This window comes from Pseudoalteromonas sp. NZS127_1 (assembly GCF_015864295.1).
In the GTDB taxonomy this organism is placed as follows: domain Bacteria; phylum Pseudomonadota; class Gammaproteobacteria; order Enterobacterales; family Alteromonadaceae; genus Pseudoalteromonas; species Pseudoalteromonas arctica.
In genome coordinates, this window is sequence record NZ_JADYXO010000006.1 from 65,549 (window position 1) to 80,669 (window position 15,121).

15 protein-coding genes are annotated in these 15,121 nt (G+C 39.7%); 12 read left to right on the top strand and 3 right to left on the bottom strand.

Translation table 11 applies throughout. The features are described from left to right. Positions 1-198: 198 nt before the first annotated feature. Genes I6F50_RS07610 through I6F50_RS07625 form a run of 4 tightly spaced genes read left to right on the top strand, consistent with a single transcriptional unit; the run spans position 199 to position 4,832 of the window. Positions 199-1,203, top strand: coding sequence for a Fe(3+) ABC transporter substrate-binding protein (locus I6F50_RS07610; RefSeq protein WP_197160337.1), 1,005 nt, complete (start codon positions 199-201; stop codon positions 1,201-1,203). Further along, positions 1,203-2,834: an iron ABC transporter permease gene (locus tag I6F50_RS07615; protein WP_165727150.1), complete on the top strand. Its 1,632-nt coding sequence runs from the start codon at positions 1,203-1,205 to the stop codon at positions 2,832-2,834. Before I6F50_RS07610 ends, I6F50_RS07615 begins: the two co-directional genes overlap by 1 nt. After that, on the top strand, positions 2,835-3,884 hold the full coding sequence (locus I6F50_RS07620; RefSeq protein WP_197175856.1) for an ABC transporter ATP-binding protein: 1,050 nt from the start codon (positions 2,835-2,837) through the stop codon (positions 3,882-3,884). It begins immediately after the preceding gene. 48 nt (positions 3,885-3,932) lie between these two features. Then, on the top strand, positions 3,933-4,832 hold the full coding sequence (locus tag I6F50_RS07625) for a Dyp-type peroxidase (RefSeq protein WP_165727152.1): 900 nt from the start codon (positions 3,933-3,935) through the stop codon (positions 4,830-4,832). 7 nt (positions 4,833-4,839) lie between these two features. On the opposite strand, the gene argR is transcribed toward I6F50_RS07625, so the two are convergent. Further along, the gene (gene argR / locus I6F50_RS07630) at positions 4,840-5,307 is read right to left on the bottom strand and encodes a transcriptional regulator ArgR (protein WP_002957753.1); all 468 of its coding nucleotides are present in this window, start codon (positions 5,305-5,307) and stop codon (positions 4,840-4,842) included. Positions 5,308-5,532: 225 nt separating this feature from the next. On the opposite strand from argR, the gene mdh reads away from it, so the two are divergent. Further along, entirely contained in the window at positions 5,533-6,465 is a 933-nt protein-coding gene (mdh, locus tag I6F50_RS07635) for a malate dehydrogenase (RefSeq protein ID WP_007586102.1), read from the top strand. Between the two features lie 76 nt (positions 6,466-6,541). Here the strand turns inward: mdh and ispB are convergent, their stop codons facing one another. After that, a complete protein-coding gene (gene ispB / locus I6F50_RS07640) occupies positions 6,542-7,513 on the bottom strand; it encodes an octaprenyl diphosphate synthase (RefSeq protein ID WP_007586099.1) in 972 nt (323 codons plus the stop codon). A 422-nt stretch (positions 7,514-7,935) separates the two neighbouring features. On the opposite strand from ispB, the gene rplU reads away from it, so the two are divergent. The 7 genes from rplU to I6F50_RS07675 all read left to right on the top strand — a co-directional run bounded on the left by rplU (position 7,936) and on the right by I6F50_RS07675 (position 12,685). Further along, on the top strand, positions 7,936-8,247 hold the full coding sequence (gene rplU / locus I6F50_RS07645) for a 50S ribosomal protein L21 (protein WP_002957748.1): 312 nt from the start codon (positions 7,936-7,938) through the stop codon (positions 8,245-8,247). Positions 8,248-8,263: 16 nt separating this feature from the next. Then, the gene (rpmA, locus tag I6F50_RS07650) at positions 8,264-8,521 is read left to right on the top strand and encodes a 50S ribosomal protein L27 (RefSeq protein ID WP_002957747.1); all 258 of its coding nucleotides are present in this window, start codon (positions 8,264-8,266) and stop codon (positions 8,519-8,521) included. A gap of 140 nt (positions 8,522-8,661) precedes the next feature. Continuing rightward, the gene (gene cgtA, locus I6F50_RS07655; RefSeq protein WP_007586086.1) at positions 8,662-9,819 is read left to right on the top strand and encodes an Obg family GTPase CgtA; all 1,158 of its coding nucleotides are present in this window, start codon (positions 8,662-8,664) and stop codon (positions 9,817-9,819) included. A gap of 73 nt (positions 9,820-9,892) precedes the next feature. After that, positions 9,893-10,384 (top strand): type 3 dihydrofolate reductase, encoded by a 492-nt coding sequence (gene folA / locus I6F50_RS07660; protein ID WP_165727153.1) that lies wholly within the window; start codon positions 9,893-9,895, stop codon positions 10,382-10,384. Between the two features lie 78 nt (positions 10,385-10,462). Further along, the gene (locus tag I6F50_RS07665) at positions 10,463-10,840 is read left to right on the top strand and encodes a DUF3718 domain-containing protein (protein ID WP_007586082.1); all 378 of its coding nucleotides are present in this window, start codon (positions 10,463-10,465) and stop codon (positions 10,838-10,840) included. 298 nt (positions 10,841-11,138) lie between these two features. After that, on the top strand, positions 11,139-12,023 hold the full coding sequence (gene galU / locus I6F50_RS07670; protein WP_024593607.1) for a UTP--glucose-1-phosphate uridylyltransferase GalU: 885 nt from the start codon (positions 11,139-11,141) through the stop codon (positions 12,021-12,023). 188 nt (positions 12,024-12,211) lie between these two features. Beyond that, positions 12,212-12,685: a peroxiredoxin gene (locus I6F50_RS07675; protein ID WP_197175858.1), complete on the top strand. Its 474-nt coding sequence runs from the start codon at positions 12,212-12,214 to the stop codon at positions 12,683-12,685. Positions 12,686-12,789: 104 nt separating this feature from the next. Here I6F50_RS07675 and I6F50_RS07680 read toward each other — a convergent pair whose 3' ends face one another. Continuing rightward, positions 12,790-14,916, bottom strand: a complete 2,127-nt coding sequence (locus I6F50_RS07680) for a S8 family peptidase (RefSeq protein WP_165727155.1) — start codon at positions 14,914-14,916, stop codon at positions 12,790-12,792. Positions 14,917-15,121 lie beyond the last annotated feature (205 nt).

The following is a 15,121-nucleotide window of genomic DNA, read 5'->3' on the forward strand; positions in this document are numbered from 1 at the left end:
GAAAGCTCAATTAATACAGGTGCTTAGGTTGTTTTTGTGTGTTTTTTATCTTGATTTTTACTCATTAGCTGTCACATCCGTGAGACATCTCTTACACTGGATTTCCTTTTTGGGCGTTATTTACATTTATTTAAAGTGTGCACTTTTTGAATGAGCGCGGTAGAATTCGATGATAATAACAATTATTTAGGTGAAATAATGAAGACAGTATTTACACTTTTTTTAGGATTAGCAGCATCGGCACCAGCCTTTGCAAGTGACGTTGTTAATATCTATTCTTTTCGTCAGCCGTTTTTGATTCAGCCAATTTTAGAAGATTTTACAAAACAAACGGGAATAAAAACCAATGTTGTTTTTGCTAAAAAAGGGTTAATTGAGCGTGTTAAACGTGAAGGTAAGCACAGTAAAGCCGATTTAGTATTAACCTCTAATTTTAGTGCGCTTATTCAATTAGAAGATTTAAAATTAACACAAACTATAAAAAGTGACAGTGTAAATAATAACGTGCCTGCAGCTTTTCGTGACGGTGATGGCCAATGGGTCGCGCTCACTAAGCGAGTGCGTAATGTGTATTCATCAAAAGAGCGAGTTGGTGAGTTACCTAAGCTCACTTATGAAGATTTAGCAGATCCTAAATACAAAGGACAAATTTGTACGCGATCAGGCAAACATCCATATAACTTAGGTTTAGTGGCTTCTATGATTGCACACCATGGTGAAGCGCAAACCAAAGAGTGGCTTGAAGGTGTTAAGGCTAATTTAGCACGTAAACCTCAAGGTAACGATCGTGCTCAAGTTAAAGCAGTTAAAGAAGGTTTATGTAACTTGGCATTAGGTAATAGTTACTATCTTGGTAAAATGCTAGAAGATAAAGAGCAAAAAGGTTGGGCAGAGGCCGTAAATATTAACTTTCCAAATCAAACTAATCGTGGCTCACACATAAATGTTTCGGGTGCGGTTATTACCAAATATGCTAAAAACCCTGAAAATGCATTAAAGCTCATAGAATATATGACCGACAGCAAAGCACAAAACATGTATGCCTCATTAAATATGGAGTATCCAGTTAAGTCGGGTGTTGAACTATCAAGTTTGGTTGCCTCTTGGGGGAGTTTTAAAGAAGACAGCTTGCCACTTGATGAGATTAGTAAATATCGTCCGTTAGCGCTTAAGCTAATTGATGAGGTGAAGTTCGATCTTTAATGACTAATAAATTTAAGCTGTCTAAATGGCAGCTCTTTGCGTGGTCGACTGGCTTAATTCTATCGGCCCCGTTGTTTTTTCTTCTTTTTGAATCTCTACAAGGTAGCTCTGAGGTGTTTTCCCACCTGTGGGATACCGTGCTTTGGGATTACATAACCAATACCGTATTGCTTGTTTTAGGTGTTTGCGTCCTTAGCTGCGCCATAGCTTTGCCACTTGGGTGGCTAACGGCTTACTGTAGTTTCCCGGGTAAAAAACAGTTTGAATGGGCACTTATGCTGCCCCTTGCTATGCCCACCTATATTATTGCCTATGTATACACTGATTTATTAGATTATGCGGGCCCGGTGCAAATAGCGCTGAGAGAATGGTTTGGCTGGCAATCGCCTAATGACTATTGGTTTTTTGATATACGTACATTACCCGGGGCCATCGTTATGATTGCCTTGGTGCTTTATCCGTATTTATTTTTGATTTTTAAAACGGCTCTTCGCGAGCAGTCATTCAAATTAGTACAAGCTAGCCAGTTAATGGGATTATCTCCTTGGCAAAGTTTCTTTAAAGTAAGCTTAGTACTCTCTCGTGGGGCTATTGTGGCGGCTCTTGCGCTTATAAGTATGGAAACCATGGCTGACTTTGCAACAGTGAGTTATTTTGCCGTAAGTACATTAACGACTGCCGTATACGATACGTGGTTTGGTTATTACTCACTTACAGCGGCAGCTAAAATATCGGGTGTGATGTTATTACTGTTATTTTTAGCATTAATGGCAGAGCGCTTTAGTCGTCGTAACCAAGCGGTATTTGAGCGCCAATCAAGTGTAAATAGTGAATCTCTCTATGTATTAAAAGGAAAGTCAGCTTGGCTCGCAACGGCATTTTGCAGCTTTATTTTATTTATCGCGTTTGTAATCCCTATTGCAGTACTTATAAATTACGCCATTACCTACTTTGATAAAGCATGGAATGTAGAGTTTTTTAGTTACGCTTGGCAAAGTTTAAAAGTGGCTGGGGTTGTGAGCCTAATAACGATTACGTTGAGTATTTTTGTCGTTTTTTATCAGCGTGTGGCAAAGCAAACGTATCCGCTTATTCCTGGGCGTTTAGCAAGCACAGGATATGCGTTGCCTGGCACAGTACTCGCTATTGCGGTTTTGTTACCACTTACATTATTAGAGAACACCATTAACACAGCGCTCGAGCCGTATAATTTAGATATTGGCTTACTGCTTACAGGTAGCATTCTTACTATTATTATTGCTTATATTGTTAGGTTTTACGCCATTGCACACGGAGCAATTGAGTCGAGTTTTTTACGTATTAGCCCATCACTTGATATGGCAAGCCAATCAATGGGTAAAAGCCAAGGACAAACACTGCGTTTAGTGCACCTACCTTTACTGCGAAGAGGATTGCTTACTGCTGCTTTATTGGTATTTATTGAGTGCATGAAAGAACTGCCGGCTGCGCTATTGCTCAGGCCGTTTAATTTTGAAAGCTTAGCTACTCATGTATTTCAGTATGTGAGTGACGAGCAGTTAGAGCTTGCTTCTATATCGGCATTATTTATTGTTATTGTTGGGTTTATTCCTTTGTATTTTATTAATCGTTCTATGGAGCAGCGTAGTTAAATGAGTAGTTTAATTTTACAAGGCGTGAGCTATCACTATAACGGTACAAAGGTTATTCACGATTTAGATTTAACAGTGGGTAAAGATGAAATTGTTTGTCTACTCGGAGCGAGTGGGTGCGGCAAAACGACCACGTTAAAAGCGATTGCAGGTTTAATTGAAGCTAAGCAAGGGTCTATTTTTATAGACGGTAAATTAGTGAGTGATGAGCAATCGTTTGTCTCGCCTGAGCACCGTAACATCGGCATGATGTTTCAAGACTATGCGTTGTTTCCGCATTTGACGGTGGCAAATAATATCGCATTTGGGCTTAGTAAAATGAGTAAAGCTCAAAAGCAGCAACGCGTAGATGAAATGCTTAAGCTGGTACATTTAATTGGCTGTGCCGACAGGTTCCCGCATCAGTTATCGGGTGGCCAACAGCAGCGTGTAGCTATTGCTCGTGCATTAGCTTATAAGCCTAGTTTATTGCTACTTGATGAGCCCTTTTCAAATATCGACACACAAGTACGCTTTGAATTAATTGCCGATATACGTCGAATTATTAAGGCAACCCAAGTATCTGCTGTGTTTGTTACACATTCAAAAGAAGAGGCGTTTGCCTTTTCAGATACACTTGCCATTATGCATCGCGGTAAAATTGAGCAACAAGGCACGCCTGAGCAGCTTTTTGCAGCTCCATGTTCAAAGGAGGTTGCAGAGTTTCTGGGTCAAGGCATATACTTGAGCGCAGAAGTATTAACAGCAACTGAATACAAAACACCATTTGGTTTAGTCGAATCTTATATTGAGAGTAAGCATGACGTAAGCATAGGGCTTATATATGTACGTCCCCATCAAATAGAATTAGTGGCAGATAACCAAAGTGACAAATTTAGTAAGCGAGCTACAATCATAAGTCGTCGCTTTATTGGTTCGGCGTATGTTTATTCACTTGTTATTGATGAACAAGAAATTGAAGTTGCTGCACAATATGGCCAGTCATTTGAAAATAATGAGCAGGTTATAATAAAAATAAAACCTCACACGGTGAATTTTTTCGAATCGTAATTAATTTGTTATTCGCTGTGTTTTTATCTATAAAACTAAGGAATAACAATGGCGCAAGCGCAATCAGGGATTTGTGCTGAAGCAAACTTACACGGTTTGCACTTATTTTTTAATGTGTTTGATGGTCAAGATGAATCACTTCGCGCAAAGTTAAAACAAGTAAGCGCTATTGAAGAAGAATTTAGCGATCAATTTTCAGAATCAATGCTCTCTTGTATGGTTGCTATTGGTGCGCAATATTGGCCGCATATCCTCCCTGAATACATCCCAAGCGAATTACAGAGCTTTCCTAATATAAACCATAGCGATCATCAAATGAGCGTACAACCGTGCGATTTATTTGTGCAAATTCGCTCTGACCGTGAAGACGTTAACCATTTATTTGCGCTGCAAATTTTAAAACTATTTGCCCCCGATGTTGAGCTGGTGGAGCAAATTCGTAATTTTCGCTTTTTAGATGGTCGTGATTTTAATGGTTTTATTTATGGTGGCGACACCGCACATGGAAGAAAAAAGCGCGCTACGGCTTTAATTAGTAACCCTGGCAATTTTGAAGATCAGGGGAGTTATATTCATGTACAGCGTTATAAGCATGATTTAACTATGTGGCAGCACTTATCATTGAGTGAGCAAGAACAAATAATGGGGCGTACGCGCCTTGATAACACACTAATTATCCCCGCGATTGAAACCAGCCATGCTTCACGTAGTGAGCTAAAAGACGAAGACGGACAACCGCTATTATTAAATCAGAGCATGCCTTATGGCGATGTGTATGAGCAGGGAATGTTATCAATTACATGCGCTAGTACGGGTACTGCATTTGAAAAAGTACTTAAAAGTCGTTTAGGAGAAGGTGATTGCTACGACCACTGGCTTGATTTTACTCAAGCCGATATGGGTTCTGCTTTCTTTGCGCCTTCAGTCGGGTTTTTAAAACAAATTTAGTTTGCTATTAAACCGTATCAAATAAAATGCGAACACGTTCAAGTGTTACATCTATTTCAGATATTTTAGCAGGAGCGATAAAAATAGTATCGTCGCCTGCAATTGTTCCTAGTACGCCATCTGCTTTACCTAATGAATCTAATAAACGCGCGATAAGCTGAGCGGCGCCTGGACTGGTACGAATAATGATCATCATTTCGTTGTGCATAATGTCGATTACTAATTGGCGTAATGGGCTTTTAGCCGTAGGTACACCCATTTCAGCTGGTAAGCAGTAAACCATTTCTTGTTTGGCGTTACGTGTGCGTACAGCACCAAATTTACTTAGCATGCGCGATACTTTACTTTGGCTTATATTGTCAAAGCCTTGATCTTTTAATGCATCAACTATTTCGCCTTGAGAGCCAAAATTTTCTTCTTTTAATAGTGATTTAAATGCTTTTACCAATGCTTCTTGTTTATCTTGTGGTTGCATAGTCTTTATTCGTTTTTGTTATTTATGCCGCAAATTCTACACAAAAATGAATAATTATGCAGCAGTTGTTTAGTTAACTTGCCAGTTTGATGCGTTAAATCACAAAAGTTTACGACTATGGTCGAAAATATACTTGAAATAGACAGGATAAATTTGTTTTTAGTCGCTAATTTCATTATCTTAAGAGCCACAAATGTTTCCTACCTCAAATTACGGAGAATTCCAATGAAAGTTGCTGTATTAGGTGCTGCAGGCGGTATCGGCCAAGCGTTGTCTTTATTATTAAAAACAGGCTTACCAGCTGGCTCTGAATTATCACTTTATGATGTTGCACCAGTAGTACCAGGTGTTGCGGTTGACCTTTCTCACATCCCAACAGATGTTAAAGTAGCAGGCTTTGGCGCAGACGAATTAAACAAAGCGCTTGAAGGCTCTGACATCGTTCTTATCCCAGCGGGTATGCCACGTAAACCAGGTATGGATCGTGCTGATTTATTTAATGTAAATGCTGGTATCATCAAAACTTTAGCAGAAGGCATTGTTGCTAGCTGTCCTAAAGCGTTAGTAGGTATTATTACTAACCCAGTAAATGGCACAGTTCCAATCGTTGCTGAAGTATTCAAAAAAGCAGGTACTTACGACGCTAAACGCGTATTCGGTATTACTACGCTTGACGTTATTCGTTCAGAAGCATTTGTTGCTGAACTTAAAGGCGTAGACGTAGCAACTGTGAAAGTACCAGTAATTGGTGGTCACTCAGGCACAACCATTCTTCCTCTACTTTCTCAAGTTGAAGGTGTTTCTTTCACTGATGAAGAAGTTGCTGCACTTACTCCACGTATCCAAAATGCGGGTACTGAAGTTGTAAATGCTAAAGCCGGTGGCGGTTCAGCTACATTATCAATGGGCGCAGCTGCTGCTCGTTTTTGTATGTCTTTAGTTAAAGGCCTACAGGGTGAAGAAGTTGTAGATTACGCTTACGTTGCTGTTGAAAATGGCGATGCAGAGTACTTTGCACACCCAGTACGTTTAGGTAAAAACGGCGTAGAAGAAATTCTTTCTTACGGCGAACTAAGCGCATTTGAAACAAAAGCAAAAAATGACATGCTTGAAACACTGAAAAAAGACATCAAAGAAGGTGTTGATTTCATGGCGTAATAGCCAAAGTAGAATAACAAAAAAGCCTGCATTTGCAGGCTTTTTTGTTGCTCAGAATTAATGTCACACTGTGTAACTAGTGGTCGCGGTCAACCGCAATACGAGCAAGGCTTATGAGTGCTTGCTTATAGTCAGACTCAGCTAAAAAGTCTAAACAGGCAATAGCTTTGTCAGCTTCAAGCTCTGCTTTTTGCATTGTAAATTCAAGCGCATTAGTTTGCTTCAGTGCCGATAGAATGTCTTCTAAATGCTCCATACCATTACTGTGCTCTATTGCATCACGAATAAGCTGCGTTTGCTGCTCGCTACCATGTTGCATAGCATAAATAAGTGGAAGCGTTGGTTTGCCTTCAGCTAAATCATCACCAATGTTTTTACCCAGCTGCTCAGCATCTGCATTGTAATCAAGTACATCGTCTACTAGCTGAAACGCAGTCCCTAAATGCATACCGTAAAGGTTTAGTGCATCGAGCGTAGTTTGGTCTTGCTCAGTAATAATGGCAGCAAGGCCTGTCGCTGCTTCAAACAACTTAGCTGTTTTAGAGTAAATAACCTGCATATAACTGGCTTCGGTCGTATCTGGGTCGTTGCAGTTCATTAACTGCAATACTTCACCTTCAGCAATAATGTTTGTTGCATCGGCAAGTACTTGCATAACCTGCATTTTTCCAAGGCCAACCATAAGCTGAAATGAACGAGTGTAAATAAAGTCACCAACCAATACGCTAGCAGCATTACCAAATTCAGCATTTGCTGTAGGTGTGCCACGTCGTAAGTTTGATTCATCTACAACATCGTCATGCAATAGCGTTGCTGTATGAATAAACTCAACAATTGTTGCAAGTGTTATGTGATCTTTACCCTGATAACCGAGCGCTTTGGCTGCTAAAATCGCCAGCATTGGACGAACGCGTTTGCCGCCACTGCTAACTATATATAAACCAAGCTGATTAACTAACGCCACATCTGAGCGCATTTGCGCATGTATAAGTTGATTGACGTCATTCATATCGCTTTCGATTAACGCCTGGATAGCTTTTATATCCATTGATCTCCGAGCCAATTTTTATGTGTGAACGGCGCAGATTGTACAACAAAAAATGCACTAGCTCGATATTTTGTGACGATTGATTGAAAAAACACTATTAAAGTACTTAATTTAGACTGAATTAGCCAAGATAACTGATTAATTGATAATCAATATACAGTTTATGGTGTGCTTAGATATTAAGCTGTGAGGGTCATATTTGAGTACATTAATTTATTTCGACTAAGAGTTAAAAAGCGCTTGGCAAAAGGGCTAATTAATATAAAATGGGGTAAATATTGAATTGCTCTCAAAGCAGCTACTTTTTATTCATTTTAATTACAAAATAGGCTTGCTAGTTATTTCGCGTTAGCGTAAACTTCGCGCCCTATCGAAGAATATTTTAGTTGCGCCGATTTGAGGGTGCACAGACGGAGTTAATTATGTACGCGGTTTTCCAAAGTGGTGGTAAACAGCATCGTGTGACTGAAGGTCAAACGATTCGTCTTGAAAAATTAGACGTTGAAACTGGTGCGGCAGTAGAATTTGATTCAGTACTTTTAGTTGCTGATGGTGAGAAAATCGAGATCGGTGTACCGTTCGTAAACGGTGGCAAGATAACAGCTGAGGTTGTTTCACATGGTCGCGGTGAGAAGATTAAGGTTGTTAAATTTAGACGCCGTAAGCATTCTCGTAAGCAAATGGGCCATCGTCAATGGTTCACTGAAGTTAAAATCACTAGCATTAGCGCTTAATTAGAGGTACTTAGAAATGGCACATAAAAAAGCAGCTGGTAGTACTCGTAACGGTCGCGATTCAGAAAGCAAACGCCTAGGTGTTAAGCGTTTTGGTGGCGAATCAGTTCTAGCGGGTAGCATCATTGTTCGTCAGCGTGGAACTCGTTTCCACCCTGGTACTAACGTAGGTATCGGTAAAGACCACACTATCTTCGCAAAAGCAGATGGTAAAGTTCAGTTTGAACAAAAAGGTCCTTTAAACCGTAAATACGTAACTATCGTAACTGAGTAATCAGTAAGGTAGTTAAAAACCCCGCCTTTGCGGGGTTTTTTGTTTTGTAGTCAGTCAAAATATATACCCAAGCCTGCATTTGTGTTGGCTTGTGTATATAATAGAGTTATTAAACAAGCCAATCCCTAAAGTGAGTAATCATGAAGTTTGTAGATGAAGTAGAAATTCGCGCAGAAGCTGGAGACGGTGGCAGTGGCATCGTGTCTTTCCGTCGTGAAAAATATGTTCCAGATGGTGGACCAGACGGCGGTGACGGTGGAGACGGTGGTAGTGTTTATCTACAAGCTGATGAAAACTTAAATACCCTAATTGATTATCAGTTTGAGCGCTTTCATAGAGCTGAACGTGGTACTAACGGTCGTAGCCGTAACTGTACAGGCCGAAAAGCCGATGACTTATTTGTTATGGTGCCTGTAGGCACGCGCATCATGGATGTTGATACCCAAGAGGGACTTGGCGACTTAACTCAAGATGGTCAACGAATTTTGGTTGCAAAAGGTGGTTTCCACGGCTTGGGGAATGCACGTTTTAAATCAAGTACTAACCGAGCACCTCGTCAAAAAACATTGGGCACACCCGGTGAAGTACGTAACTTAAAGTTAGAGTTACTATTATTAGCTGATGTAGGCTTACTAGGATTACCAAATGCAGGTAAATCTACGTTTATCCGCAGTGTATCTGCAGCAAGACCAAAAGTAGCTGATTACCCATTCACGACGCTTATTCCTAATTTAGGTGTGGTACGTCCAGAAGCAAATAAATCATTTGTTATAGCCGATATTCCGGGTCTAATTGAAGGTGCATCTGATGGTGCAGGCCTAGGTATTCGCTTCTTGAAGCATTTAGAGCGTTGTCGTGTGTTATTGCACATTATTGATGTAATGCCGGTAGATGGTTCAAACCCTGTTGATAATGCATTCTCGATTATTAACGAGCTACACCAATACAGCCCTAAATTAGCTGAAAAGCCACGCTGGTTAGTGTTTAATAAAATAGATTTATTACCAGAAGATGAAGCAAAAGCGCTATGCGAAGCGATTGCAGAAGAGCTGGGCGAAACTGAAAATATTTATCACATTTCAGCAATTAATAAACTTAATACTCAACCTTTAATCCACAACATAATGACACTACTTGATAGCATGCCTAAAGAGAAGTTTGTACAAGTTGAAGATGAAGAAGTTGAATTTAAGTGGGATACCTATCATGAAAAAGCCACTAAAGGTAAAGGCAATGATGATGATTGGGACGACTGGGATGAAGATGATTACGACGTAGAAGTTGTCTACGAGCGTTAATTAAATAGAATTTATTAAAAAGGAGCTTATGCTCCTTTTTCTTTGTTTAAGAATAAAGTACTAGGTGTTTATTATGATAATTTCAATGATTGCAGCAATGGCAAATAACCGTGTAATTGGCCTAGATAATAAAATGCCATGGCATTTACCTGCGGATCTTCAGCATTTTAAAAAAATAACTACGGGTAAACCTGTGATCATGGGTCGTAAAACTTTTGAGTCAATAGGCCGTCCTTTACCCGGGCGTCGTAATATTATTATTACTCGAAACAGCGAATATACTGCACAGGGTATTGAAGTGGTAACCACACCAGAGGCCGCACTAGAACTAGTTTGTGCTGTTGAAGAAGTAATGATTATTGGTGGCGGTAATATTTATGAGCAATTTTTACCAAAAGCAGAACGCTTGTATTTAACCTTTATTGATTTAGATATTAAAGGCGATACACAGTTTCCTGATTACAATAAAGTTGCTAATTGGAACGTGAAGGAAGAGCAACAAAACCTTCCTGATGAAAAAAACAAATCTAGTTATAAATTCGTAACTTTGTATAAAGAACATTAACATTATTGCGTAATTTTTGATAGATTGATATAATATTCGATAGTCTATATAAGAACAAAGTATTATAAAGGGTTTGTCATGTTTAAATTACCAAAGCTAGTTGCACTTACTGCTGTTGTCGCTGTAAGTTCTTTTTCGTATACAGCACCTGCAAATGCTGAAGATCAATTAGCAGTATCTATTTGTGAATATATTGCGGCAGACGATAAAAACCGATTACGCAGCAAGCTTAAAAGCTCTCGTGTAAAAATTCGTAATATTTATGATGCAGTACAATGTAATGGTAATAACTTATTACGTCATGCTGTTGCTAGTAATGCAGTGGATACTGGTGAGTATATAGTTAAAAACTTATCAAAAAGTGCGTTAACAGATGGTGCTGATATTGCTTGGGCTGAAGGCAACTTTGCTAGCTCACCACTTATTGCAGTGATTAAAGATCGCGCTGGTCTTTAATTATAAAAAGGTTTTATAACTCTACCTTCAGTAAGGTATTGTTAAATATTGATTAGTCTGAAGTTGTTATTAATAACAATCTCAGGCTTTTTTATTTAGCTAATGTAATCTCACCCCCCCCCCCAACAAAATCATTAATAAGTTCACTATTTACCTATCTATTTTATATTCCCAAAGTGTAGAGTCTTCACTTTAAAAGCAGCTTCAAATTTACTCCTTCAAAAGAGGTAACTTTATTCAGCTGGTATCTATTTTGTATCTGCTAGTTTATTTACAAACTTAATCACTAAGGATAGATATGAAAGCTGTAATTCCAGTAGCAGGCTTAGGGACGAGAATGCTCCCTATGACAAAAGCTATTCCAAAAGAAATGCTCCCTATAGTTGATAAACCTCTAATTCAATATATTGTCAGCGAATGTGTATCTGCCGGTATTAAAGATATTGTATTAGTTACACACAGCTCTAAAAATGCAATCGAAAACCATTTTGATACAAGTTACGAGCTAGAAGCTACTCTTGAAAAACGTGTTAAACGTGCTTTATTAGATGAGATTCGCTCTATTTGTCCGCCTGATGTCACCATTATGAGTGTACGTCAAGGAGAAGCTAAAGGGCTAGGGCATGCTATTTTGTGTGCTAAGCCAATAGTTGGTGACGATAACTTTGTAGTGCTCCTGCCAGATGTGATACTTGATGCTTATACTGCCGATCAAGAAACTGAAAACTTAGCGGCCATGATTAAACGCTTTAAAGAAACTCAAGCAAGCCAAATAATGCTTGAGCCAGTAGCTAAAGAAGACGTTAGTAAATATGGTATTGCTGATATAAACGGTGTTGAGTTAATGCCAGGTAAAAGTGCTGCAATTAAAGCAATGGTTGAAAAACCTGATGCAGATTTAGCACCTTCAAATCTTGCTGTTGTAGGGCGATATGTACTGAGTAAGAATATTTGGCCTCTACTTGCAAAAACGTCTGTAGGTGCTGGCGGTGAAATACAACTTACAGATTCTATTGACGCATTAATGGCACAAGAAACTGTTGAAGCATTCCATATGAGTGGTCGCTCTCACGATTGCGGAGATAAGTTAGGCTATTTAAAAGCAATTGTCGAGTACAGCATGCGGGATAAAAAGTTAGGTAATGACTTTTCTCGCTTTATAAACGATTTGAATTTACCTTAACTACAGAGCAATAAATTTTATGAAAACTATAGAAGCTAAAATAGTTTTCATAAAATGTAGTGAACGCGGTCTATAAACCTTTGCTAGACTACTCTGGGTTACTAAGTTAGTTACACTTTACCTACACTGTAATAGGTTACGTAGTATGATTGTTACTTATTCTGTATTGATCTTTTAAAGGAACCACCATGATTGAGCAAGGCCAAGAATTACCATCGGTTACGTTAACGCAATTAACTGACGACGGTATGCAATCTCTTACAAACAAAGAGTTGTTTGAAGGTAAAAAAGTCGTGTTATTTGCAGTGCCAGGTGCATTTACACCAACGTGTTCAAATGCACATCTACCTGAATTTATTACTCTTGCTGATAAAATTAAAGCAAAAGGTGTTGATGCTATTTACTGTGTATCTGTTAATGACGCATTTGTTATGAAAGCATGGGGCGACTCGCAAAACGCGCAAGAAATTACAATGCTTGCTGATGGCGATGGAAGTTTCACTAAATCGTTAGGGCTTGATAAAGATACCGCTAGTTTTGGTGGTTTACGTTCAACGCGTTACGCTATGATTGTTGAAAATGCAGTAGTAACTGGTTTATTTTTAGAGCAAGACAAAGAGTTTGTTGTAAGCCGTGCAGAATCAGTACTAGAGAAGCTATAACAGTAATAAAATGTAGGTTTTAGCTTTAATTAATCAGCTACTTACTATTTAAAAACCGATGTTGGAAACAACATCGGTTTTTTATTTACGGCTCAAATTTTAAATTACGGTTGGTATTGTCCGCTAAGTGTTAAACCAGAGAAAGTGCTATAGGCGTTAACGCTTAAGTGCCAAGTACCTGCTTGTGGATTGGTAAATGTACATGTTTCTGCGTTGCCATTTTTATAAGGGCGACAATCGTACGTAGTGGTTGTTGGTTGGCTGCCATATTTTACAAATAAGTCTGCATCGCCACTTCCACCCGACGTTGTTACTGTAAACGTACTCATTCCTGCAGGTACATCTAACGTGTAATGTTTCCACTGACCAGTATTGGCTGTCACATCGCTTATAGTGCCGCCGCCTGCTTGTGGAGTGCCTGTACCGCCACCAGACGATGAACCACCAGTAATATTACCTACCAAGCTCACAGCTGAATACGCAGAGTAGCCGTTAAGCATTACGTGGTAAGTTCCCGCAGTAGGGTTATCAATAGAACACTCTTCGCTATTACCGCCTTTATAAGGGCGACAGTCATAGGTAGTAGTTGTAGGTTTACTGCCCGCACGTACGTATAAATCAGCATCACCAGTACCACCACTCATAGTGAATGTTACGTTAGTTGCACCGCTTGGTACGGTCATAGTGTAAAACGCTTGTGCATTTGCAGCCCCACTTAAACCTGTTTTAGCTTCACCATTAATAAGCTCGCTATCACCGCCTGTAGGCGGAGTAGTGCCGCCACTTGCAGCTGCAACAGCTGCGGCTGCATCAACAATACCCGTACCACAGCTAGTACATGTAGCAGGGAACGAACGGGTTGTTGATTTTAAAATACTTTCTATTTCGTCAGGCGTTGCATCTGGTTTTGCTTGCTTAATAAGTGCCGCAACACCTGCTACGTGAGGCGCAGCCATTGATGTACCTTGCGAATAACCGTAGCTGTCGCTTGAAGGTGTAGACGAACCTGAGTTATAAGTTGATAGAACACCCTCGGAGTCGTTTGCAAAACTTTGCGCGCCACCCGGTGCTGCAACATCAATATTGCTACCGTAGTTTGAGTAATAAGCTCGACCGCCATTACGACCTACTGATGCTACGTTTACTACACCATTACAGTTACCTGGGTTGTAGTTTGCGGAGTTATCGTTATCGTTACCTGCAGCAATAACTACCACAGTGCCGTTACTACGCGCGGTGTTAATTGCATTTTGAGTTGTAGAGCTACATGAACCGCTGCCACCTAAACTCATATTTATTACATCTGCAGGGTTTGAGTTAGCAGGAATGCCTGAAACACTTCCGCCAGATGCCCAAATAATACCATCTGCAATATCAGAGGTTAAACCACCACACTTACCAAGTACACGAACAGGCACTACTTTTGCGTTATAAGCTACGCCTGCAACACCTTCACCGTTATTGGTTACCGCAGCAACTGTGCCGGCTACGTGCGTGCCGTGCCAGCTAGAGTTTTGTGCACCGTTAGTGCCACATTCATTCGCAGCAACTGCATCACCAGGATCACGTGCATCGCTATCGCGACCACCGCCATCGTTAGCTACCGATAGGTTAGAGATCATATCGTAACCCGGTAAAATGTTAGCATTTAAATCGGCATGTGGGCGGTAACCCGTATCTAGTACAGCTACAACTACACCGCTACCCGTTGCGGTATCCCATGCAGTAGGTAAGTTTAAACCACCGGCTTGCTCGTAGTAGTGCCATTGGTCATCAAAGCGTGGATCGTTAGGAGTTGAAAACGGCTTTAACATTTGATCCACTTCAATGTATTCAACATTGCCTGAATCAACCATTTCTTGCATAAACTCTTGGGCCTCTGCCGCACTTAATTTTTTATCAGCACGCATTACGTGGTGGTTATTAAGTGCCATTGCACGAATATATTTTGCTTTTACTTTGCCTTTTTTAGAAGCGAAGTTTTTAACAAAGCTCTGTGCGCGCTTTTTCATGCTAGACGGGTTTGCGTCAGCAGTTGAAAAGCTCGCCATTTCGTTATTATTTTTATATTTAATAATGAACTGAGTTTCGAAACTGCCTTGGCTTTGTAGTTTAGCCGATGTTTCAGCCATTGAACTTGAAACTGATTGAGCCATGCCAGATGTTGCTGCAAAAAGCGTACTAACTGTAATTGCAATTGCGCATCTTTTAAAAGTTTTACTAGTTGTCATAATTATCCCTAGATTTTTATTTATTATTTCGTGATATAAGATCACGATGCGGGAACAAAAGTAAACGATCTGTTAATCAGGTTAAAATATCAATTTATTATGTACCTCTTTCATTTAGTTATAACCCAGGTTTTTAGCGGTTTACTCGTTGTTTAGTATTTGTCATATAAATTAAAAATAAGTATAAAGGATTGTTTTATTGTGA